Source organism: Proteus penneri, assembly GCF_022369495.1.
Classification (GTDB): domain Bacteria; phylum Pseudomonadota; class Gammaproteobacteria; order Enterobacterales; family Enterobacteriaceae; genus Proteus; species Proteus penneri.
Genome location: NZ_CP059690.1, coordinates 851946 through 875440, shown reverse-complemented (window position 1 = coordinate 875440; position 23495 = coordinate 851946). Strand labels below are relative to the sequence as shown.

At 38.3% G+C, this 23495-nt stretch carries 16 protein-coding genes; 9 read left to right on the top strand and 7 right to left on the bottom strand.

What is annotated here, in order from left to right:
- Positions 1–10: 10 nt before the first annotated feature.
- Positions 11–1273: a two-partner secretion domain-containing protein gene (locus H1225_RS03805; protein WP_239739469.1), complete on the top strand. Its 1263-nt coding sequence runs from the start codon at positions 11–13 to the stop codon at positions 1271–1273.
- 82 nt (positions 1274–1355) lie between these two features.
- On the opposite strand, the gene ansB is transcribed toward H1225_RS03805, so the two are convergent.
- On the bottom strand, positions 1356–2393 hold the full coding sequence (gene ansB, locus H1225_RS03800) for an L-asparaginase 2 (RefSeq protein WP_161671404.1): 1038 nt from the start codon (positions 2391–2393) through the stop codon (positions 1356–1358).
- A 228-nt stretch (positions 2394–2621) separates the two neighbouring features.
- On the opposite strand from ansB, the gene ycaO reads away from it, so the two are divergent.
- From ycaO to H1225_RS03775, 5 genes are all read left to right on the top strand, one after another.
- Positions 2622–4379, top strand: coding sequence for a 30S ribosomal protein S12 methylthiotransferase accessory factor YcaO (gene ycaO, locus H1225_RS03795; RefSeq protein ID WP_109847527.1), 1758 nt, complete (start codon positions 2622–2624; stop codon positions 4377–4379).
- Positions 4380–5051: 672 nt separating this feature from the next.
- Positions 5052–5906, top strand: a complete 855-nt coding sequence (gene focA, locus H1225_RS03790) for a formate transporter FocA (protein WP_072062807.1) — start codon at positions 5052–5054, stop codon at positions 5904–5906.
- A 54-nt stretch (positions 5907–5960) separates the two neighbouring features.
- Positions 5961–8243: a formate C-acetyltransferase gene (pflB, locus tag H1225_RS03785; RefSeq protein WP_109400828.1), complete on the top strand. Its 2283-nt coding sequence runs from the start codon at positions 5961–5963 to the stop codon at positions 8241–8243.
- Between the two features lie 109 nt (positions 8244–8352).
- On the top strand, positions 8353–9093 hold the full coding sequence (gene pflA, locus H1225_RS03780) for a pyruvate formate lyase 1-activating protein (protein ID WP_161724667.1): 741 nt from the start codon (positions 8353–8355) through the stop codon (positions 9091–9093).
- Positions 9094–9465: 372 nt separating this feature from the next.
- Positions 9466–10353: a BPSS1780 family membrane protein gene (locus H1225_RS03775; protein WP_161724664.1), complete on the top strand. Its 888-nt coding sequence runs from the start codon at positions 9466–9468 to the stop codon at positions 10351–10353.
- Between the two features lie 83 nt (positions 10354–10436).
- Here H1225_RS03775 and allD read toward each other — a convergent pair whose 3' ends face one another.
- Positions 10437–11486: an ureidoglycolate dehydrogenase gene (gene allD, locus H1225_RS03770; protein ID WP_006537442.1), complete on the bottom strand. Its 1050-nt coding sequence runs from the start codon at positions 11484–11486 to the stop codon at positions 10437–10439.
- A gap of 385 nt (positions 11487–11871) precedes the next feature.
- Between allD and H1225_RS03765 the strand changes: the two genes are divergently transcribed.
- Positions 11872–12204, top strand: coding sequence for a hypothetical protein (locus tag H1225_RS03765; RefSeq protein WP_109847525.1), 333 nt, complete (start codon positions 11872–11874; stop codon positions 12202–12204).
- Positions 12205–12307: 103 nt separating this feature from the next.
- Here the strand turns inward: H1225_RS03765 and serS are convergent, their stop codons facing one another.
- The 5 genes from serS to lrp all read right to left on the bottom strand — a co-directional run bounded on the left by serS (position 12308) and on the right by lrp (position 20080).
- Positions 12308–13597, bottom strand: coding sequence for a serine--tRNA ligase (serS, locus tag H1225_RS03760; RefSeq protein WP_072062811.1), 1290 nt, complete (start codon positions 13595–13597; stop codon positions 12308–12310).
- Positions 13598–13715: 118 nt separating this feature from the next.
- Positions 13716–15065, bottom strand: coding sequence for a replication-associated recombination protein A (locus tag H1225_RS03755; protein WP_109847573.1), 1350 nt, complete (start codon positions 15063–15065; stop codon positions 13716–13718).
- 7 nt (positions 15066–15072) lie between these two features.
- Complete coding sequence (gene lolA, locus H1225_RS03750) at positions 15073–15681, bottom strand: outer membrane lipoprotein periplasmic chaperone LolA (RefSeq protein WP_006537448.1); 609 nt, start codon at positions 15679–15681, stop codon at positions 15073–15075.
- A gap of 112 nt (positions 15682–15793) precedes the next feature.
- Positions 15794–19453, bottom strand: a complete 3660-nt coding sequence (locus H1225_RS03745; RefSeq protein WP_161724660.1) for a DNA translocase FtsK 4TM domain-containing protein — start codon at positions 19451–19453, stop codon at positions 15794–15796.
- Positions 19454–19585: 132 nt separating this feature from the next.
- Positions 19586–20080 (bottom strand): leucine-responsive transcriptional regulator Lrp, encoded by a 495-nt coding sequence (gene lrp / locus H1225_RS03740; RefSeq protein ID WP_004244566.1) that lies wholly within the window; start codon positions 20078–20080, stop codon positions 19586–19588.
- Between the two features lie 545 nt (positions 20081–20625).
- Between lrp and trxB the strand changes: the two genes are divergently transcribed.
- Together trxB and cydD are read left to right on the top strand one after the other, a co-directional pair.
- A complete protein-coding gene (gene trxB, locus H1225_RS03735) occupies positions 20626–21585 on the top strand; it encodes a thioredoxin-disulfide reductase (RefSeq protein WP_072062814.1) in 960 nt (319 codons plus the stop codon).
- 140 nt (positions 21586–21725) lie between these two features.
- On the top strand, positions 21726–23495 hold the full coding sequence (cydD, locus tag H1225_RS03730; protein ID WP_109400823.1) for a heme ABC transporter permease/ATP-binding protein CydD: 1770 nt from the start codon (positions 21726–21728) through the stop codon (positions 23493–23495).

Here is a 23495-nt window from a genome sequence, read left to right as displayed (position 1 = left end):
GGGTAAAAATATGAAATTAAGAAATGCAATAATAATAGGAATAATATACGCACCATCAATATGCCAGGCAGCAATACAACCAAACTATGAGTATGATAAGCATTATGCTGCTCAGATTTTTATTAATAAAGATTCTTCAACAACAATTAAACCAAATGAAGCTAATCTCAATCAAGCAGAAATATTAATTGCACCGAAAAACGCCAAAGGTGTTTCTTATAATAAATATGATGAATTCCATGTAACGAAAGACGGAGTTATCTTAAATAATAACGGGGTTGCCGCTGACTTTATTATTAACGAAGTGATTAATGGGACAACATCATTATTAGATGGAAACATTGGTATAACTGGGAAGGCTGCTCATGTTGTTATTGCTAATCCCAATGGGATTGAGTGTAATAATTGTAGTTTTTCTAATACATTATCTGAAACACTGGCAACCGGAAAACCCATTATCCATGATGATGAATTAGTCGGTTACCGCATAGAAAGATCCATCTCTGCCTTAGACTATAGAGCTTTTGGTGGTAAATCAATTAAGCATATAGGTAAAATAGTATTCAGAAATGAAAATAACCGTCATCCTGATAATTCCTTTAATAATATTAATATCATCTCTAATAACATTAATTTAGAAAAAGGATTTATATCTTCTAAAGGAGATATAAATATTTATTCAGGGGAAAGAAAAGTAATGATAAAAAAAGATGTTAATATTTTAGAAAATGGTATGCGTACAAGAGAGCTTAGATATTATTTGCCCAATAAGATCATATTAGGTGATAAGAATGGTGATCCTAGAAAACAAGGCTTGACTTCTTATAAAAATATCATTATCAATGCCTCTGATACGACTATTGATAATTATGGTTCTTTAGAAAGTACTAATAGTAGTAGAAAAGCAATTCAACTGAATTTAAACAAAACAACATTTAATAATCATGGATATATTCTAGCCAAGGGTGGATATTTAACTATCCAAAATCATTCTTTCTTTAATAATTTGGCTAATGGGACTATTGGAATGCAATATTGGCTTGGCCTTAACAATGCTGACAGTAAATATAGTAGTATATATATAGGGAATGTACCTAAAAATACTGTTTTCCCAATGAATAACTTAACATTAAATATTAGTGAGGATAGTCAGCTAGTAAATGATGGTACCATCAAGGCTTACCGATTATATACTCAAAATAAAAAAATGAATAATATTCAAAATAATAGACAAGATATCAATCTTTATACTAAATTACTCAAAATAAAATAATACTTAATAAAGAAAATCATCCGTTATTAATTGACGGATGATTTTCTGGTTTAACGTTAAAAACTAAAAAATCTAACTAACATTAATATCTTTCAAAGTTTTCTTGGATCTTCGCTGGATCTTGTGTTTCTGTCAAAGATAACTGCAATAACACTCTCGCTTTTTGTGGATTTAAGCGCTCTGATGCAACAAAACCATATTTTGCATCATCCACTTCACCATTTTGTGTAGTAAAACCAACTGGTACACGACTTGCACGAACAACAACGACACCTTTTTTAGCGCCATCGGCTAAAGTGTCAAAAATATCAGTATATAAATTACCATTACCCACACCAGCACTGACAATACCTTTGTAGCCGTTATCAATAAAGGCTTTTGCTGGTAAATTAGAGGCATTTGAGTAGTTATAAACAATACCCACTTTTGGTAATTCAGTCAGTTTACTGACATCAAATGCAGGCTTATCAGCACGAGGTAATGCTGCTGTATAATAATGAACCTTACCATTATGCACATAGCCTTGAGCACCTGCGTTAATAGGCTGGAACGCTTGTACTTCAGTTGTGTTCATTTTTACAACATCTTTACCACTGATAACCGCATTATTCATGGTCACTAACACACCGCGATTTTCAGAAGCTTTATCACTTGCAATCACAACCGCATTAAAAAGATTTAAAGGGCCTTCAGCACCTAATGCCGTTGCAGGGCGCATTGCCCCTACCATAACAACTGGTTTTTTGCATGCTGTGGTTAAATCAAGGAAATAGGCTGTTTCTTCCATGGTGTCTGTACCATGAGTGATCACAAAGCCGTCCGTTTTATCACAATCTGCATTAATTTTATCAGCCAGCTTGAGCCACACTTGGTCATTCATATCTTGAGAGCCAATATTCACGACTTGCTCGCCTTTTAAATTAGCAATTTTTTTAGCCTCAGGTACTGCATTAATCAATGTATCAATACCTAATTTGCCTGCTGTATAGCTTGATGTCGTTGCTGAATCGCCACCACCAGCAATTGTGCCACCCGTCGCTAAAATGGTGACATTAGGTAAGGCAAAAGCAGAACCACTGATTACAGCTAACAGGCTAGCGAGCAATGTTTTTTTCATCATCGAACTGATCCCTTATGAATTTATAAATAAATCCAATTATGATGATTTAAAATTATTAATTCCGTGATAAATCGAACGAATTTATTAAAAAAATTCATATATCAAATAATTTATAAGTGAAGAATATAGTTAGCAATTGGTAAATGAGAGAAATAATTAGTGCATTACAGGGGATTTCAGTATTATGTGCCCCTAACTATCACCAGCAAAATATTGATGAAACCTGCCATGTCACAAACATTTATTCCTGGCAAAGATGCCGCTCTGGAAGATTCTATCGCTCGCTTCCAACAAAAATTAACCGACTTAGGATTTAACATTGAAGAAGCTTCATGGTTAAACCCTGTTCCTAACGTTTGGTCCGTTCATATTCGCGATAAAGATTGCCCTTTATGTTTTACTAACGGTAAAGGTGCCAGCAAAAAAGCAGCCTTAGCCTCCGCACTAGGTGAATATTTCGAACGTCTCTCCACAAATTATTTTTTCTCTGATTTTTGGCTAGGTACTGATATTGCAGAAGGTGAATTTGTTCACTACCCAAGTGAAAAATGGTTCCCACTGGCAGAAGATGATTCTGTTCCTGCTGGCTTATTAGATGAGCGTTTACGCAAATTTTATGATCCTGAAGGTGAGTTATGTGGTAGTGAGTTAGTTGATTTACAATCAAGTAATCATGATCGCGGGATTTGCGCCCTTCCATTCATACGCCAATCTGATGAAAAGCCTGTTTATATTCCTGTAAACATTATTGCTAACTTATATGCCTCTAATGGTATGTCCGCAGGAAATACAAAAAATGAAGCTCGAGTTCAAGGGCTTTCTGAAGTTTTTGAACGTTATGTAAAAAATCGCATTATCACTGAAAGAATTAGCTTACCTGAAATTCCGAAAGAAGTTTTAACTCGCTATCCTGCTGTTATTGAGGCGATTGAAACATTAGAGCAAGAAGGTTTTCCAATCTTTAGCTTTGATGCATCTTTAGGAGGTCAATTCCCTGTTATTTGTGTCGTGTTATTCAACCCACAAAATGGCACTTGTTTTGCATCTTTTGGTGCTCACCCTGATTTTGGTGTGGCTTTAGAACGTACAGTCACTGAATTATTGCAAGGGCGTAGCCTTAAAGATCTCGATGTCTTTAATCCACCAAGCTTTGATGATGAAGAAGTCGGTGATCATACTAACCTTGAAACACACTTTATTGATTCAAGTGGTTTAATTAGTTGGGATCTATTTAAGAAAGATGCCGATTATGCATTTGTTGATTGGAACTTCAGTGGAACAACAGAAGAAGAGTTTCACATCTTAATGTCACTTTGCCAGCAGTGCGATGCAGAAGTCTATATTATGGACTACTCACACCTAGGTGTTTACGCTTGCCGTATTTTAGTACCCGGTTTATCAGATATTTATCCCGCTGAAGATTTACAATTAGCCAATAACATTATGGGCGTACATTGGCGAGACACTATTCTTTCTCTACCAACGAGCCAGGGCACTCAAGAAGAGTATCTTTCTCTTATTGGTCAATTTGATGAAGATGGTTTAGACGACTTTACACGCATCAGAGAGATGATTGGTATTGCTCCAGGCAAAGATAATGGTTGGAGCCATTTACGTGTAGGCGAATTAAAATCAATGTTAGCACTTGCGGGTGGTGATCTTGATCAAGCGCTCGTTTGGGTTGAATGGACTCAAGATTTCAACGCTTCTTTATTTACGCCAGAACGCCAAAATTATTATCGTTGCTTACACAATCTCTTATTATTACAACAAGAGACTGAACGTGAACCAGAACAATATATGCATGCGTTTTCTCGTATGTATGGCGAAAAAACATTACAGGCAGCCTTAAACGCAATACAAGGTAAACAAGCATTTTACGGATTACAAACGATTGATCCTGATTTAGCTAATTTACCTATTCATCAGTCATTACTTGTGGCCTATGAGAAATTACAGAAAGCAAAACGTCAATCGATTAAATAAACCTATTTTGCTTAAGGTTATTTATCAAATAATAACTAATTTTAACTGAATAATAAGCGCGTATTTAAATTGAAACACTCTATTGAAAAGTAGAGTGTTTTATTTCGCTAAAAATAAAATATTGACAGATTTGTCAATATGACAAATTTGCCACCTGACAAAATTGTCAAAATATGGCAAAAGTGACGATTTTAGGCATTTAATATGACACCAAAAACATATATTGAACTTTTACGCTAATAATATTACATAAATCCAGTTTAAATTGCTATTTGTTTAACCAGATCTCAAAAATTAAAAAACCTTATTTTTATAATGGGTATATGTCTGGAGTAATCTTTAAAGATTAACCACAAATAAAGTAATGTTTATATTTATTATAAAAGTAAATAAGGCGTTAAATTTGATTTTTAACTCTTAACATACGGGGTTTAAATAATACTTTATATTTACTTTTTACTTTATTTATCCAGCTAGTCTAAAATTTTTTGATAATTTTTAAAAAATTTTTTCATTTTATTAATCAAATAGTTATAGCAAAAATAACGGGTTTTTACGCACTGAAAACGGGGTTCTAATGAGCGACCATGATCCATATCAATTTTAGAAGTAAGCCCCTTTGCTACTATTATTGTGTGCTATAATTATTCCAACATATAAGAGAGTGTTAGTATGAAAGCTGACAGCCCTTTTAATTTATTATCACCTGCTGATATGGCAAAAGTTGCCGATGATGCATGTTGTTATAAAGCAAATAAACATATTCCAACGACTTACTTATCTGCATTTACTGCGGGAATGTTTATATCAATTGCTTTTGTTTTTTATATTACTGCTACTACAGGTACCGCATCTGTTCCTTTTGGGCTGGCTAAATTAGTCGGTGGGATCTGCTTCTCTCTGGGGTTAATGCTCGTTGTCGTTTGTGGCGCGGACTTATTCACCTCAACTGTTCTTACTATTATTCCTAAAGCAACTGGACGTATATCTTGGGGCAAAATGTTTGCTAACTGGATAAATGTCTATCTTGGTAACTTTATTGGCGCACTCTTTTTTGTCGCCTTAATGTGGTTTGCTGGTCAGCATATGGCAGCAAATGGGCTTTGGGGGTTGAATGTTTTACAAACTGCACAGCATAAACTTGAGCACACGTTTATTGAAGCTGTTTGTTTAGGCATTCTAGCTAACTTAATGGTTTGTCTTGCAGTATGGATGAGCTATGCAGGTCGTTCGCTGATTGACAAGCTTTTTGCACTTATTTTACCTATCGGTATGTTCGTTGCTAGTGGTTTTGAGCACAGTATCGCTAACATGTTCCTTATTCCTTTAGGTATTGTTATTAAAGATTTTGCACCTGCAGAATTCTGGACTAAAGTAGGTGCATCACCCGAACAATTTTCAAATTTAACTGTATCAAATTTTCTCTCTGATAATTTATTGCCTGTCACTATCGGTAACATTATTGGCGGGGCAGTCCTAGTCGGTCTGGTATACTGGTTAATGCATCTGCGCGGTGACAAACATTAATCCGTGCAGGTATGACTGATTTCTTAAGTTCCATTGTAAAAAGGTAGAAGTATCATGTCTGATTTAAATGAAAAATTTGCTGAAGCATGGAAAGGTTTTTCTGAAGGTGAATGGCAGAACGCCGTTAACGTTCGTGACTTTATTCAAAAAAACTATACTCCATATGAAGGCGACGAATCTTTCCTAGCAGGTTCCACTAAAGCAACTGATACACTTTGGGAACAAGTTATGGAAGGCATCAAAATCGAAAACCGCACACATGCGCCAGTTGATTTTGATACTTCTGTTGCTTCAACTATCACATCTCACGATGCAGGTTACATCGCTAAAGATTTAGAACAAATCGTAGGTTTACAAACTGATGCACCTCTGAAACGTGCAATCATCCCATTCGGTGGTATCCGTATGGTTGAAAGTTCTTGCCACGCGTATAACCGTGAGCTAGATCCAGAACTGAAAAAAATCTTTACTGATTACCGTAAAACTCACAACCAAGGCGTTTTCGATGTTTATACTCCAGACATCCTGAAATGCCGTAAATCTGGTATCTTAACAGGTTTACCAGATGCATATGGCCGTGGTCGTATCATCGGTGACTACCGTCGTGTTGCACTGTACGGTATTGAGTTCCTGCGTAAAGATAAATTTGCCCAATTCACCTCTTTACAAGAAAGAATGGAAAAAGGCGAAGATCTGGAAATGACTATCCAACTGCGTGAAGAAATCGCAGAGCAGCACGCTGCTTTAGGTCAAATCCAAGAAATGGCTGCGAAATACGGTTACGATATTTCTCGCCCTGCTCAAAACGCGAAAGAAGCCGTACAATGGACTTACTTCGGTTACTTAGCCGCTGTTAAATCTCAAAACGGTGCTGCAATGTCATTTGGTCGTGTATCTACATTCTTAGATATCTACATCCAACGTGATATTGAAGCGGGTTTACTGACAGAAGAACAAGCTCAGGAATTAATTGACCACTTAGTCATGAAATTACGTATGGTTCGTTTCTTACGTACTCCTGAATATGATGAGCTGTTCTCTGGTGACCCAATCTGGGCAACAGAATCTTTAGCTGGTATGGGTTTAGATGGCCGTACTCTGGTAACTAAGAATACTTTCCGTTTCTTAAATACCCTGTACACAATGGGTCCATCTCCAGAACCAAACATGACCATCCTGTGGTCTGAACAACTGCCTATCAACTTCAAAAAATACGCTGCGAAAGTCTCTATCGATACTTCATCAATCCAGTATGAAAATGATGACTTAATGCGTCCTGACTTCAACAGTGATGACTATGCTATCGCTTGTTGTGTTAGCCCAATGGTTGTGGGTAAACAAATGCAGTTCTTCGGTGCTCGTGCAAACTTAGCGAAAACCTTACTGTATACCATCAACGGTGGTGTTGATGAAAAACTGAAAATCCAAGTAGGTCCAAAACATGCACCAATCATGGATGAAGTCTTAGACTTCGATACTGTGATGAATCAAATGGATCACTTTATGGATTGGTTAGCAACTCAGTATGTAACTGCACTGAACGTTATCCACTACATGCACGATAAATACAGCTATGAAGCAGCTCTGATGGCACTTCATGATCGTGATGTTTATCGTACAATGGCATGTGGTATCGCAGGCCTATCTGTTGCTGCTGACTCACTGTCTGCAATCAAATATGCGAAAGTTTCTCCAGTCCGTGATGAAAACGGCTTAGCGGTTGACTTCAAAATTGATGGCGAATATCCACAATTCGGTAACAACGATTCTCGTGTAGATGACATCGCTTGTGACTTAGTTGAACGTTTCATGAAAAAAATTCAGAAACTGCGTACATACCGTAATGCGGTACCTACACAGTCTATTCTGACAATTACTTCAAACGTTGTTTATGGTAAGAAAACAGGTAATACCCCAGACGGTCGTCGTGCAGGCGCACCATTCGGACCAGGTGCTAACCCAATGCACGGTCGTGACCAAAAAGGTGCGGTAGCTTCTCTGACTTCTGTTGCGAAACTACCATTTGCTTATGCGAAAGATGGTATTTCTTACACCTTCTCAATCGTACCTAATGCATTAGGTAAAGATGATGATGTTCGTAAAGCGAACCTTGCAGGTCTGATGGATGGTTATTTCCACCACGAAGCCGGCATTGAAGGTGGTCAGCATCTGAACGTTAACGTCATGAACCGTGAAATGCTGTTAGAAGCAATGGAAGATCCTGAGAAATATCCTCAGTTAACTATCCGTGTTTCTGGTTATGCAGTTCGCTTTAACTCACTGACTAAAGAGCAACAGCAAGACGTTATCACCCGTACATTCACACAAACAATGTAATAAAGATAACTATATGCATTTATTTACTGAGAAAGTAAATAAAATCGCTTAGAATAAAGGCCCCTACTTTGGGGCCTTTTTATCTAGACAGTTTTGGAGTAACCCTGTTATGTCCGTACTTGGTCGTATCCACTCATTTGAATCCTGCGGTACTGTTGACGGTCCCGGAATACGTTTCATTGTTTTCTTTCAAGGATGCTTAATGAGATGCCTCTATTGTCACAACCGTGACACATGGGATACTCATGGTGGGCAAATCGTCACAGTTGATGAACTAATGAAAGAGGCAGTTACCTACCGTCATTTTATGAATGCTTCTGGCGGCGGTGTTACTGCTTCTGGTGGCGAAGCGATTTTGCAAGCAGAGTTTGTGCGCGATTGGTTCCGCGCATGTCAAAAAGAAAATATCCATACTTGCTTAGATACTAACGGCTTTGTTCGTCGTTATGATCCCGTTATTGATGAATTAATGGATGCCACTGACTTGGTGATGCTCGACCTAAAACAAGTCAATGATGAAATTCACCAAAAATTAGTGGGCGTATCAAATCAACGCACACTTGAATTTGCTCGTTATTTAGCAAAACGAGGCCAAAAAACATGGGTTCGTTATGTAGTTGTTCCGGGTTGGTCTGACGATGATGATTCTGCTCATCGGTTAGGCGAATTTATTAAAGATATGAAAAATATCGAAAAAGTAGAACTTCTTCCTTACCACGAGCTCGGCAAACATAAATGGGTAGCTTTAGGCGAAGAATACAAACTAGATGGTATTCATCCACCGTCAAAAGAGATGATGGAAAATGTAAAATCAATTCTTGAATCTTACGGTCATAAAGTTATCTATTAAGCTATTCAATTTAATATTAATTTAAGAGGCAGCGTTTTTAAGCGCTGCTTTTTTTGTTTATAACGTAAAGTCATATTGATACTAAAAAGCCTGTTTTTCATTTTTCTTCATGCCTTTCATTTTACATCGCCTAATCTTAAAAGTGATTATTAAGAAATAGTATACTTTTCATAGAATTAAGAATTCTGACCTCGTTTTTATTTGGTTTTTATTATTAAGAATGAAATATACTTATCGATATATCTAAATATATCCTTATAAGATTATCCTTAACCTATATTAGCTTTAATACAGTTGATTAATAACAAAACAAAAAGATATTATAGATGGCTTATATTTATAAACAAAAACATTGGGATTAAGGTACAGGAAATGGAACAAGACAATAATTCATCGCTAACAGAGTCACAAGAGATATTTACATCTATTCCTCAAGCGAGGGGTGCCTCAGGCGGTGTTCGCTGGTTAGGACTCGGATGGGATTTAATAAAAGAACATTTTTGGATGTGGATAGGCGTTATTATTATCTACTTTATTGTTAGCCTTATTATATCAACCATTCTTGGATTTATTCCGCTAATTGGTCCAATCGTTTCGCCTTTTGTTACTACTGTATTAGCCGCAGGTGTCGTGGCAATTGCTCATCAACAATATGAGACTCAACGTATTGATGTTGATACTTTATTTTTTGGTTTTTATAACAAGCGTTACCTTAGCTTGATGGGTGCATATGGTATTAGTTTCCTAATTTTACTTGTGGGCTTTATTCTTGCATTTATCGTTAGCAGTGCCGCAATGATGGATATTTTATATGCTATCAATAGCGATTATCCTGAAGAAATCATTGCTGAAATGATGGTGGATAACTCATCTGGATTTATATTGTTTTTTGTTATTATCGCTATTTTTGGCGCGTTAAGTACTGCAGCCTATTGGTTTGTTCCTGCGCTTGTATTAGTCAATGGATATAAAGCATTCCCTGCGGTTAAAGCGAGCCTTGCAGCAGTAAAAACAAACTTATCTGGTGGTTTCTTCTTCTTTATTTTACTGTTCTTTATTATTGCTATTAGTGTTATTCCATTTGGTTTAGGATTATTAATTACTATTCCCCTCTCTTACACTGCAATGTATGGCTCCTATCGTGATATTTTTTATCACCATAATGTAGGAAATCAAGGAAATAACGGTGGTATCAATGGAAATGGTACAATTTCTCTAAATAAAACCGCTGAATCCAATATTGGAAAATTAGTGAGCTAATCTTAGCGTTAACAGCCTAAATAAAACAGCAGTAGACTGAAGCAATCTCATCTACTGCTTTTTATTATTTAAAATAAATCTTATTATCCTGCAAACGGATCTTTATTATTATACGATTTGTTATAAAGTACATCAGATATTAAATAGTCATAAATTTCATCGACAATTTCAATACCTTCATTTTCACTCCTCTGTTCTTCTATTTGACTATTTTCACCAGGATAAAGGACTTTATCTACATTCGGTGCGGGCTTAATAGCATTTAACTCCCCCATAACCTGTGAAATATGTTCTCTAAATAATGTGATATCAGTGAAGAAAGCCGGATTAATAACAATATGTAATTGCCCTAATTCTCGCCCTTGTGTTAAATCGTGATACATCGAACTGACATGTTTACCAAAAGGAAGCCCAAGCAAGATACCAGACAACACGTCTACCATCATCATTAAGCCATAGCCTTTAGGCCCCGCAATAGGCAATAACCCTTTTACAGCAAAAGGATCAGTCGTAGGTTTACCATTTTCATCGACAGCCCAAGTATCAGGGATCTCGGCATGACGAGAACGTGCATCAAGCACTTTTCCCCACGCCTGTACGGTTGTTGCCATATCAAATGTAATATGTTTATCGCCTACTCCGGGAGCTGAAAAAGCGATAGGGTTAGTGCCGTAATACACTTCAGCACCACCAAAAGGAACAACCATTGGGTCTGATTGACATAGCGAAATACCAATCAGACCTGCTTGTGATGCTTGTTCAACAAAGTAAGACAGCGCTCCACTATGACCAATTCGTCTTACACCAACAACGGCAACCCCCTTCTCCTGTGCCATTTTAATTGCGCGTTCCATGGCTTCTTTCGCTGCAACATGCCCAGCACCATTATCACCATCAAATATAGCGCTACATGGCCCTGTCTCGGTATAAGTAAAATCTGGGGCTGTATTTGTGCCGCCTTTATTGATCCGCTCTGCATAATACTCTACACGTACAGCACCATGAGAATGAATACCTTTGGCATCAGCATGGACTAAAACATCAGCCACTGTATTAGCATGAGGCTCGCTCAATCCTGCTTGGTGTAATTTATTTTTTATTAGTTGATGTAACTGCTGTTTAGAAACTATCATAGAATATACTCTTTTGTAGGGTTCTAATTAAATAGGAATATCATAAAATAACAGAGGTAAATTCAAGCGATAGGTCTAATTTAACAGCATAAATAGGATCTGCCGTGATCGGTTTAACCAATAGCTGATTGCATTATATTTTTATTTAATCTCATTTTATTTAGTAAAATAATTTTTATAATCATCTATTAATTCTATGCTCTATAACTATATTTAAATTATATTAAGTTTTTTTAATAGTAAATTATGAGTAATAATCTTTTTTATTTTTGCAAAATATTATGCTTCATTTTTATATTAAAGCCTTTAGGCTTTATACATTTATTTTGAACATTTATATTTCTTTCTGTAATCTATGGCAATAATTATAAAATTGGGAGTAAACATGTTAAATAAAGAAATATTAAAAAATTTAAAATATTTTGAGAAAACACCATTAATTCATCATATTAATTATTCTCTAACTGAAGATGCGGAAAGAAACATATTAAACGGTTGGCAACCTACATGTATGGAAGATAAATGGCTTTCTTATAGTATAGGAAACTGTATCTACGTTCACCGCAGTTGGAGTGGACATTTAATGTATAAATTTACTATTCACAATAAAACAATTGATTATATAGAAATAGCAATGGATGACTTTGTAAATATGACAAATGAAAGAAAAATAGAAATATTTTTTGACCTATTACCGTTTTTATCTAAATCTCATTAATAATTAAACAATTTTATCTCTATCACCTTTAAGTTATTTAGACAAAAAACCCCCTGCCGAAACAGAGGGTTAAATTATTACTACTTGATTAATTAGATAATAATTAACCGATATACTCTAAACCGTTCATGTATGGGCGCAACACTTCTGGAATTTCAATACGGCCATCAGCCATTTGATAATTTTCCATAATTGCCACTAAAGTACGACCGACTGCTAAGCCAGAGCCATTTAAGGTATGAACAAGTTGTGTTTTCTTATCGCCTTTAGAGCGGAAACGAGCTTGCATACGACGTGCTTGGAAATCCCACATATTTGAGCATGAAGAGATTTCACGGTATGTATTTTGAGCAGGAACCCAAACTTCTAAGTCGTAAGTTTTACGTGAACCAAAACCGATATCACCAGTGCAAAGCACAACTTTACGATATGGTAGATTCAGTAATTGCAACACTTTTTCAGCATGGCCTGTTAGCTCTTCTAATGCTTCCATTGATTTTTCAGGATGAGCAATTTGAACCAGCTCAACTTTATCAAATTGGTGCATACGAATAAGACCACGAGTATCACGACCATAAGAGCCTGCTTCTGAACGGAAGCATGGTGTATGAGCCGTCATTTTCAATGGTAAATCGTCTTCTTCGAGAATAACATCTCTTACCATGTTGGTAACAGGTACTTCTGCTGTTGGAATAAGCGCGTATTGGCTTTCTGCTTCTTCTTCTAACGGTTTAGTGTGGAATAAGTCTTCACTAAATTTAGGTAACTGACCTGTACCGTACAGAGTTGCGTGGTTAACCAAGTAAGGAACATACATTTCTTGGTAGCCGTGCTCTTCGGTATGCAGATTCAGCATAAATTGTGTGATAGCACGATGTAAACGTGCAATTTGACCTTTCATCACAACAAAACGTGAACCCGTAATTTTCACCGCAGACGCGAAATCTAAACCATCAGTCAACTCACCTAAAGTCACATGATCTTTTAATTCAAAATCATAAGTCTTTGGTGTGCCCCAACGAGAAACTTCTACGTTTTCGCTGTCATCTTTACCATTTGGCACAGAGTCATCAGGCATATTCGGGATAGTTAAAGCATAATCACGAATTTCAGCTTGCAGCACTTCAAGTTCAGCTTTTGCAACTTCAAGTTTTTCACCTAACAGGTTAACTTCCTGACGAAGTGGCTCAATATCTTCACCACGCGCTTTTGCCGCACCAATGGACTTCGATCGAGAATTACGTTCTGCTTGCAGGGATTCAGTTTCAACCTGTAACACCTTACGGCGTTCTTCTTGTTGACGAATTTTTTCCACATCGAGGGTGAACCCCCTGCGAGCCAGTTTTTCGGCGACCGCGTCTAGCTCATTACGCAGTAGATTTGGATCGAGCATGCTTATCCTGTGCTTATTGATAGATTAATAAAAACCTTCTCTCCTATCTTATAAAAAAGATATCTGAGACAAGGCATAGTTAAGAAATTAATGATAATTTAATAACCTTACCGCATCTTTACATTTTGCGATAGCGTTTTGTAACACTATTTTGATCTTGCTGAGAAAGCCAGTCTAATTTCTCTCCAACCTTGATCTCTAACCCTCTTTTTACGGGGTAATAGTATTGTGTATTTGCCATTTCTTTAGGGAAATAAACCTCTCCGGCTGCATAAGCATTAGGCTCATCATGCGCATAACGATATTCAGCACCAAGCCCCATTTCTTTCATTAATTTTGTTGGTGCATTACGCAAATGCTCAGGCACATCATAATCAGGTTTACTTTTGGCATCGGCAATAGCGGCTTTAAATGCGGTATAAACCGCATTACTTTTTGGTGCACAAGCCAGATATACAATTGCTTGAGCAATAGCACGCTCACCTTCTGCAGGACCAACACGAGTAAAACAATCCCATGCAGCAATTGCCACTTGCATAGCACGAGGATCGGCGTTTCCTACATCTTCTGATGCAATCGCCAATAAGCGACGAGCAACATAAAGCGGATCGCCACCTGCTGTTATGATCCTTGCATACCAGTAAAGAGCCGCATCAGGTGCGGACCCCCTGACTGATTTATGTAATGCCGAAATAAGATCGTAAAAACGATCACCTTTATTATCAAAACGAGCACTTCGTTCACCACTGATTTCTGTCAGTAATGCGGGTGTTAATACTCGTTTTCCTTGATTATCAACTTCAGCAATATCCGCCATCATTTCAAGCAAATTTAATGAACGACGTGCATCACCATTAACCAATTGTGCAATCATTTTACGAGTGTCATTAGGTAAAATGATATTGCGCCCACCTAAACCACGTTCAGTATCATCTAATGCTTGTTGAAGTACTAACTCAATATCAGCTTCAGTCAATGAGCGTAATAGATAAACTCTCGCCCTAGAGAGCAAGGCTGAGTTGAGTTCAAAAGAGGGATTTTCTGTTGTTGCGCCAATAAAAGTGATTGTGCCATCTTCAATATGAGGTAAAAAAGCATCTTGTTGACTCTTATTAAAACGATGGACTTCATCAACAAACAGGATAGTTCTACGCCCTGCATTGCGGTTTTGGCGCGCAATTTCAATAGACTCTCTAATTTCTTTAATACCCGATGTTACCGCAGATAATCGTTCTATATCAGCTTGCGCATAGCGGCCAATGATCTCAGCAAGTGTGGTTTTACCCGTACCAGGAGGCCCCCATAAGATCATGGAATGCAATTGACCCGCTTTAATCGCTCGAGGTAATGGTTTACCTTCAGCAAGTAAATGAGTTTGTCCGATATATTGCTCCAGCGTTTCAGGTCGCATTCTTGCGGCTAAAGGTTGGAACTCATTGCGTGAAAAATCGAGTGATAAATTACTCAAAATGTCCTCACTGACGTTGGTCATCCACAGTCACACCAGCAGGAGGTGTAAAGCGAAATGCTGATGCATCGATTGGCGCAGCCGTTTGAGCTGTTAATTGATAATTACTCACCTGACCATCTTGTTCTGTGGCAGCAAATTGCTGGATTTGCCCATTAGGTAACACGGTGATCGTAAAATGTTTTAAGTTATTTTCTACTTTTGGCGTTAGCTCAAAACGGTCACCCGTTTGTTTAACTTCATAATTTTGCCATTCTTTACTGTCGTTACGCGCGATCAACATAAACGGAGTATTGGTTGTGGCACTTTCAAGCCAAGTTGCAGTAACTTGCTCCACAAAGGGATTATAAAACCATAATGTTTTGCCATCAGAAATCAGTGTGCTTTCATCCGGCGCAGTCATTTGCCAATTAAACAAATCAGGGCGTTGTACTTTTAAATTTCCTTCCCCTTTTTGAATAAGGGTACCTTCATTGCTAGTGACAGTTTGGCTAAAGTTAGCTTGAAAACTATTTACTTTATTTAATCGTTGTTGCAGGTCTTGACGTGCATCAGCCCAAGCGGCTTGACTACTGATTAATGTTATCGCACACACTGCAAATAATACTTTTTTCATTTTACAAGCCTCGGCATGAGATTACGCCGACATAATGTCGGCGTATAAATTTTAATGATATTGTGCAGATTATCATGCTATCTCATTAGCTGATAACTGAGTTTTCAAGATATTACATATCAGAAGGCGGTGGTGAAAGTACATCACGTGTATTATTGTGATTTGGCGTACTGACAATACCTTGCATCTCCATTTGCTCCACAATTCTTGCTGCACGGTTGTAGCCAATTCTAAATTGACGTTGTACACCAGAAATAGAAACCCGTTGTTTTTCAACAACAAATTCTACCGCTTGGTCAAATAACGGATCAAGCTCTTCACCATCATCATATCCACCGCCACTATTACCTTCACCATCTTCACTACATTTGGTGATGGCTTCAATATATTGAGGTCGACCCCGTGCTTTCCAGTCAGTTGCCACAGCATGTACTTCATCATCACTAACAAAAGCACCGTGAACACGTTCAGGAACAAAACCATTGGGTGCGTAAAGCATATCACCCATTCCTAGTAATGATTCTGCGCCACCTTGGTCTAAGATAGTTCGAGAGTCGATTTTACTCGATACAGTAAAGGCGATACGGCTCGGAATATTGGCTTTAATTAAACCTGTAATAATATCAACAGAAGGTCTTTGTGTAGCAAGTACAAGGTGAATACCCGCAGCACGCGCTTTCTGTGCTAAGCGAGCAATCAGCTCTTCCACTTTCTTACCCGCAGTCATCATTAAATCAGCGAATTCATCGACCACAACCACGATATAAGGTTCTTTTTCCAACGTTGGCATTTCTGTTGCCATACTGTCTGTTGGTTTCCAGAATGGATCAGGAATAGGACGCGCCATTGCTTCGGCTTCTTTAATTTTTTCGTTATAACCTGCGAGATTACGCACACCTAATGCTGACATGAGTTTATAACGACGTTCCATTTCAGCCACACTCCAACGCAGAGCGCTTGCGGCATCTTTCATATCGGTAACGACTTCTGTCAGAAGATGCGGGATCCCTTCATAAACCGAAAGCTCAAGCATTTTAGGGTCAATCATAATAAAGCGAACATCTTCTGGTTTCGCTTTATAGAGAATGCTGATGATCATCGCATTCACACCGACAGATTTACCTGAACCTGTTGTACCAGCAACAAGTAAGTGAGGCATTTTAGCCAGATTGGCAACAACTGGTTGACCGCCAATATCTTTACCTAAAACAACAGTCAATGGAGAACGGCTATCACGGAATGCATTACTATCTAATAATTCACGCATATATACGGTTTGACGTTTTTTGTTAGGTAATTCCAATCCTACATACGGTTTTCCTGGAATAACTTCAACAATACGTACCGCAATGGCGGACAATGAACGTGCTAAGTCACGTGATAAATTTGATATACGCGCAGCTTTTACACCCGGCGCCAGTTCAAGTTCAAATCGTGTGATAACAGGCCCAGGTGAAATACCAACCACTTTGGCTTTAACACGATAATCATTAAGTCGCGCTTCAATAAGTTTACCAATACGCTCAAGCTCAAACATATCAACAGGTTCTTCTTCTACCGGCGGTGTTGTTAACAGATCCAAAGAAGGCATTGGCGTGGTTGGTTTTTGTAACGGTATGTCATTACGCATCAAGAATGGATGAATTAATGATTCTTGTTGCTGTTGCTGTTGCTGTTGCTGAGCCATATTAGACTGTGGCTCAATACGTGATTGCGATGCAGTTTGAGGTGCAGCTTGTGGCGTAACCGGTTCTGAAACAATCGGTGTAAATACTGGCTCTATCGGCTCTTCATCCAATAAGTCATCAATTGGCGAGAATGCCTCTAATGCTGTGAGCTCTTTTTCTAGCTCAATTTTAGGACTGTACTCTTCCTCTTCTTCATCACGAGGCGAAATTTGTAGAAATGCATTGCTGGTTGGGTATTCAACTTTTTTCTCAATAGTTTGCGTCGGTTGCGCTGATTGTGAAGCAAATGAATGTTGAATATGAGGTTGATAACCCGTTGTTGCTTGCAATGAAGGTGCTGGTGTTGATATTTGAGGTAAACCATCATCTTCTTCATCATCTAACGAAACATCATCACCATAACGATCCTGCAATTGTTGCTTAAATTGTGCTGCTAGTTGTTGCTGTTCATAAAGCTCATTCTCGTCGAGATCATTGCTATTATCTTCTGCTGAAGAGAATGTATTTGCAGTAACAGTAGGTTCGTCTCGATTATTATCTTGTTGATGATTAAAGGAAGAAAGCGGCGTCTCAATATTCGGCTCATAATGAGAGGCAGATTGCTCAATAACCTCATCAGCTTCGTCGCCATAGCGTTCACGTTGCTGTTCAAGAAATTGTTGGCGTAATTGCTGTTCAAAATTCGCTTGCTCTTGGATATCAGCTAATTCATCTTCAGGCTCTGATTGAACAGCTTCTTCACGGCGGCGTAGCTCTGCTTCACGTTGAGAAGGAATATGAATACCATAAAGCTCTCGACGTGTTGGTAATCGTACTGGATTTGGGCGTGGTAATTCAGGACCTAATCCTTGTTTAACTTGAGAACCATGACTCACAAAAGCACTTGTCGCCACCGTAGCAGCTTGCGTTAAAGCGTCTGTATCAGGTGCTAGCGAAAATGTTGGTTCAACGCTGCCCGCCGGCATAAAATTCTCTGTTGATGCAGACGATGGCTGTGCCATAGATTCATTTTCAAACGGCTCCACAGAAGATGTGTTTTCTCCAGGGATTGGCTCAGCAGCATATTGAGGAGCATTGACTTTTGATTGAGCTTCTTTTTTCAAGAAGGCTTCTGGAATATCAAAACGGTAATGTTCTGGTTCTTCCTCTGTATAAGTGGGTTGTGAAACCGTTACAGACACAACCGGCTCAGTTTGCGTCAATGTTTGCACATGTTCATCTGCGTCGTTTGTTGCAGAGAAAGATGGCAAATCATCGTCTTGTTTTGTTGCTTCAGATTGTAATGTATCTATCTCTTGCTGACGAGCTAGTTCAAGTGCTGAAGGTGCAGAAAATAAAATATCATCACTCTCTTCTGTTGCTAATTCAGATTGCTGATTTTCTTTTTGATTTGAATTTTCAGTTATTTCTGTAACAACATCCTGAGTATCATTTTCCTCTTCTTCATCCTCGTAATCAGCTTCATTTTGGCCTCTATTGGTAATAAAACCAATACATCCCAAAATAACAGCACCTATTTTTTCTGTGATTGTTAACCAAGACCAGCCAGTAAATAGTGTGAAACCAATAGCCCAAACTGATAACAGTGCAAGAGTCGCACCTAAAACATTAAACCATGGTAATAGGGCTTTGCTAAACAAACTTCCAATAACACCACCAGAGCTGAAATTATAGATATCATCAAAATTAAGATCAGCCAATGCACAAGAGGTAGAGATCAGAGCCAAAGCACCAATCGTGCGAAGTGCAAGAGAAAAGAAGTCGGTGTATTCACGGTTTTTTTGGTAGCGCAGAGAATTCCAGCACCCAAAAACCACAACGACAGGAATTGCATAGGCCAGTAAACCAAATGCGGAAAACAGAATATCAGCTAACCATGCTCCAATACTACCGCCTAAATTTTGAATAGGCTCATTCCAAGTGGTTTGTGACCAACTAGGATCAGAGGGATGGAAGCTAAGTAATGAAACCATTAAAAAGACAGCGCCAATGCCGATAAGAATGAGAATTGCCTCCCAAATACGGCGACGGTTGCTTATCTTTGTTAAACGAATATTTTTATCTTCTGTATATTCCTGGCTCAAAGAGAACTCTCCAGGTTTAACTTAGGGTGAATTAAAACGGAACAACGCTGAGATACCCCAGCGTTGAAACTGTATGCATAAACAGGAGTGTACCTAACTTTTTCCTGCTTTGCACCAACCTATTAAGTTGGCTTAACGAGTTTTAATTACAAGGCGGTTACTTTGTTTCACTTCTTCCATAACCACGTATGTACGTGTGTCATTAACACCAGGAAGACGTAACAGAGTTTCACCGAGTAATTTACGATAAGCGGACATATCAGGTACACGAGTTTTCAACAGATAGTCAAAATCACCAGAAACTAAATGGCATTCTTGGATTTCTTCAAGTTTTTGAACGGCCATATTGAATTGTTCGAAAACATCTGGTGCACCACGGTTTAATGTGATTTCCACGAATACCAGTAATGATGCATCTAAGTAATGTGGGTTTAACAGTGCTGTATAACCAGAAATAAATCCTTGGCGCTCTAAACGGCGTACACGCTCTAAACAAGGTGTTGGTGATAAACCTACACGTTTAGATAACTCAACGTTTGAAATACGTCCATCTTTTTGAAGCTCATTTAGAATATTCCGGTCTATTCTATCAAGATCTTTACCCGGACGTTTTTTATTATCAATCATCTCTATACTCTCTTTCTCTTTTTCTCTTACTTTATTTTCCTATACCCATACCTGTACACCTTCAGCATCAATGTCGAAACTTCGGTATCAAACGGTCAGAGCAAACTACCAATCTATTTTCTTTTAATGCCAGATAAAAATTCTATTTTATCCAAATACTCATTAGCAAATATCACAAAGTAACTATCCCATACCCTGTCTGTCTAAAAAATAATACGTATAACATCCGAGGATAATTGTCTTTAACAATCATGTTTTCGCAAATGTACAGCGGATTGTCAAAGTAAATGAGTAAAAATCAGAACAAGGCGCTATGTTTATTCTCTATATACGCAAGATAAACATCAATTGTAAAGCAAAATGTTTCATGTTAATTCGATGATGTTAGCGTAATATAACTCTATAATTATTAAACTATATTAGTATTAACTATTGCTAAAATAGCTAAAATATTATGTCTATTTCTCGTCATTAGCTTTTTTTAACGTCTTATTTCTCCTACAATCCCTCAATTCGCATCACGCCTAATCAGAGATGAGGTATACATGAGCACCATCAAACATAGCAAACTTATTATTTTAGGTTCTGGCCCTGCGGGTTATACCGCCGCCGTTTATGCTGCAAGAGCAAACTTAGAACCAGTACTGATTACGGGTGTTGAAAAAGGTGGCCAACTGACAACGACAACAGAAGTCGAAAACTGGCCCGGTGACCCAGAAGGGCTAACAGGTCCTGGATTAATGGACCGCATGTTTCAGCACGCCGAAAAATTTAATACAGAGATTATCTCTGACCATATTAATAAAGTCGATCTGAAAAACCGTCCATTTCGCCTATTTGGTGATGAACAAGAATACACTTGTGATGCATTAATTATCGCAACAGGTGCTTCTGCACGTTATATCGGTTTACCTTCAGAAGAATCATTTAAAGGCCGAGGCGTTTCTGCTTGTGCAACCTGTGACGGATTTTTCTATCGTAACCAGAAAGTCGCTGTTGTTGGTGGCGGTAACACCGCAGTAGAAGAAGCTCTGTATTTAGCTAATATTGCATCTGAAGTTCATCTGATCCATCGCCGTGACTCTTTCCGTTCTGAAAAAATCTTAATTAACCGTCTAATGGACAAAGTAAACAATGGCAATATTATTTTGCATACTGATCGTACCTTAGACGAAGTTCTTGGCGATGAAATGGGTGTAACGAAAGTTCGCTTAAAAGATACTAAGAGCGATAAAACCGAAGAATTAGATGTTATGGGTGTCTTTATCGCTATTGGACATAGCCCTAATACTGCTATTTTTGATGGTCAATTAGAATTAGACAATGGTTACATCAAAGTACAATCAGGTACTCAAGGTAATGCAACACAAACCTCTATTGAAGGGGTGTTCGCAGCAGGTGACGTAATGGATCACATTTATCGTCAAGCAATTACCTCTGCAGGCACAGGCTGTATGGCTGCTTTAGATGCAGAACGTTACTTAGACGCACAAAAATCCAACTAAAATCATCACTTCCTTTCAAGGCGCTATTTCAGTAGCGCCTTTTACCATGTAACATACTAGCCTGGTTGCCAAAGCGTATAACTACTTACTTTGGCCTTTCTGATACTTTGTATCTCACCTGCAGATTTGAATCTTTTCTTATGGATAAAACTAAACAAAATGAATTGGTTCGATGGCTGAAACAGCAAAGTGCTCCAGCCCGTCGATGGCTACGGCTATCAATGATCCTAGGTGTTGTAAGCGGTTTATTAATTATTGCCCAAGCATGGTTATTAGCTGTTTTACTTCAAGCGTTTATCATGGACAGTCTGAGCCGTGATACGCATATACCTACCTTTCTCACTCTTATTGGCATTTTTATCTTACGTGCCATCATTATGGCGATACGAGAGCGTGTAGGTTATCGCTGTGGTATGGCGGTCAGGCAACAAATTCGTAAAATCGTTCTTGATCGACTTGAAGAACTTGGTCCCGTTTGGGTTAAAGGTAAACCCGCGGGGAGCTGGGCTACAATTATTCTAGAGCAAATAGAAGATATGCAAGATTACTATGCACGTTATCTTCCACAGATGTATCTCGCAACGATTGTACCTATTCTTATCCTTATCACCCTCTTCCCAGTTAACTGGGTTGCCGGATTAATTCTCTTTTTTACCGCACCACTGATCCCACTATTTATGGCATTAGTTGGATTAGGTGCGGCAGATGCTAACCGTAGAAACTTTCTCGCATTAGGCCGCTTAAGTGGTAACTTCCTCGATAGATTAAGAGGGTTAGATACCTTGCGGTTATTTAACCGTGGTAATGCCGAAGTAAAACAAATTACAGAAGCAACAGAAGACTTCCGTAAACGCACGATGGAAGTGCTAAGAATGGCGTTCCTTTCTTCTGGCGTATTGGAATTTTTTACTGCTGTTTCTATTGCTGTGGTTGCTGTTTATTTCGGGTTTTCTTACTTGGGTGAACTTAATTTTGGTAGTTATGGTTTGGGTGTTACCCTCTTTTCAGGTTTCTTAGCGCTGATCCTTGCTCCTGAATTTTTTCAACCTTTACGAGATTTAGGCACTTATTATCATGCAAAAGCACAAGCAGTAGGTGCAGCAGAGTCTCTGGTTGAGTTTTTAGAGACCGACGGTGAAAAACCACAATTCACAGGCAATGAGCGAATCAATACAACAGAAAGTATTGAGATAATCGCTCATGATCTAGAAATTCTATCTCATCAAGGAGTCAAACTTGCGGGACCATTAAACTTTACCATTAACCCTAATCAACGAATTGCGATTGTGGGTCTAAGTGGTGCGGGCAAAAGTTCGTTATTAAATGCGCTACTCGGTTTTTTACCTTATCGTGGCTCATTAAAAGTAAATGGTGTTGAATTGACGCAACTCTCGCCTGAAGCATGGCGTCAATGTTTAAGTTGGGTGGGACAAAATCCAAATTTACCAGAACAAACCTTGCTAGATAATATTCGCTTAAGCAATCCTAATGCCAGCGATGAACAAATCAATATTGCTATTGAAAAAGCGTATGTCAGCGATTTTATTGATGAGTTACCCGACGGCTTAAATACGATTATTGGTGATAGTGCTGCTCGCCTTTCCGTTGGCCAAGCTCAGCGTATTGCTGTTGCTCGTGCTTTGTTGTCACCTTGTCAATTTTTGTTATTAGATGAACCAGCAGCAAGCCTTGATTCTCATAGTGAACAACGCGTGATGTATGCGCTTAATAACGCCTCATTAAATCAAACAACCTTGCTTATTACTCATCTACTCGAAGAGACTTTGGATTACGACCAAATTTGGGTGATGGAAAAAGGTCAAATTATTGAAACGGGCACTTATGCATCATTAAGCCAACAGAATGGCACTTTTGCTCGTCTTCTTGCTCATCGTAAAGAGGAACTTTAA

Bases quoted from the DNA above. Each gene is read 5' to 3' on its own strand.
- ycaO (WP_109847527.1), top strand. From the start codon at position 2,622: ATGTCACAAACATTTATTCCTGGCAAAGATGCCGCTCTGGAAGATTCT.
- H1225_RS03775 (WP_161724664.1), top strand. From the start codon at position 9,466: ATGGAACAAGACAATAATTCATCGCTAACAGAGTCACAAGAGATATTT.
- H1225_RS03765 (WP_109847525.1), top strand. From the start codon at position 11,872: ATGTTAAATAAAGAAATATTAAAAAATTTAAAATATTTTGAGAAAACA.
- lrp (WP_004244566.1), bottom strand. From the start codon at position 20,080: ATGATTGATAATAAAAAACGTCCGGGTAAAGATCTTGATAGAATAGAC.
- trxB (WP_072062814.1), top strand. From the start codon at position 20,626: ATGAGCACCATCAAACATAGCAAACTTATTATTTTAGGTTCTGGCCCT.
- pflA (WP_161724667.1), top strand. From the start codon at position 8,353: ATGTCCGTACTTGGTCGTATCCACTCATTTGAATCCTGCGGTACTGTT.
- serS (WP_072062811.1), bottom strand. From the start codon at position 13,597: ATGCTCGATCCAAATCTACTGCGTAATGAGCTAGACGCGGTCGCCGAA.
- ansB (WP_161671404.1), bottom strand. From the start codon at position 2,393: ATGATGAAAAAAACATTGCTCGCTAGCCTGTTAGCTGTAATCAGTGGT.
- H1225_RS03805 (WP_239739469.1), top strand. From the start codon at position 11: ATGAAATTAAGAAATGCAATAATAATAGGAATAATATACGCACCATCA.
- lolA (WP_006537448.1), bottom strand. From the start codon at position 15,681: ATGAAAAAAGTATTATTTGCAGTGTGTGCGATAACATTAATCAGTAGT.
- cydD (WP_109400823.1), top strand. From the start codon at position 21,726: ATGGATAAAACTAAACAAAATGAATTGGTTCGATGGCTGAAACAGCAA.
- allD (WP_006537442.1), bottom strand. From the start codon at position 11,486: ATGATAGTTTCTAAACAGCAGTTACATCAACTAATAAAAAATAAATTA.
- pflB (WP_109400828.1), top strand. From the start codon at position 5,961: ATGTCTGATTTAAATGAAAAATTTGCTGAAGCATGGAAAGGTTTTTCT.
- focA (WP_072062807.1), top strand. From the start codon at position 5,052: ATGAAAGCTGACAGCCCTTTTAATTTATTATCACCTGCTGATATGGCA.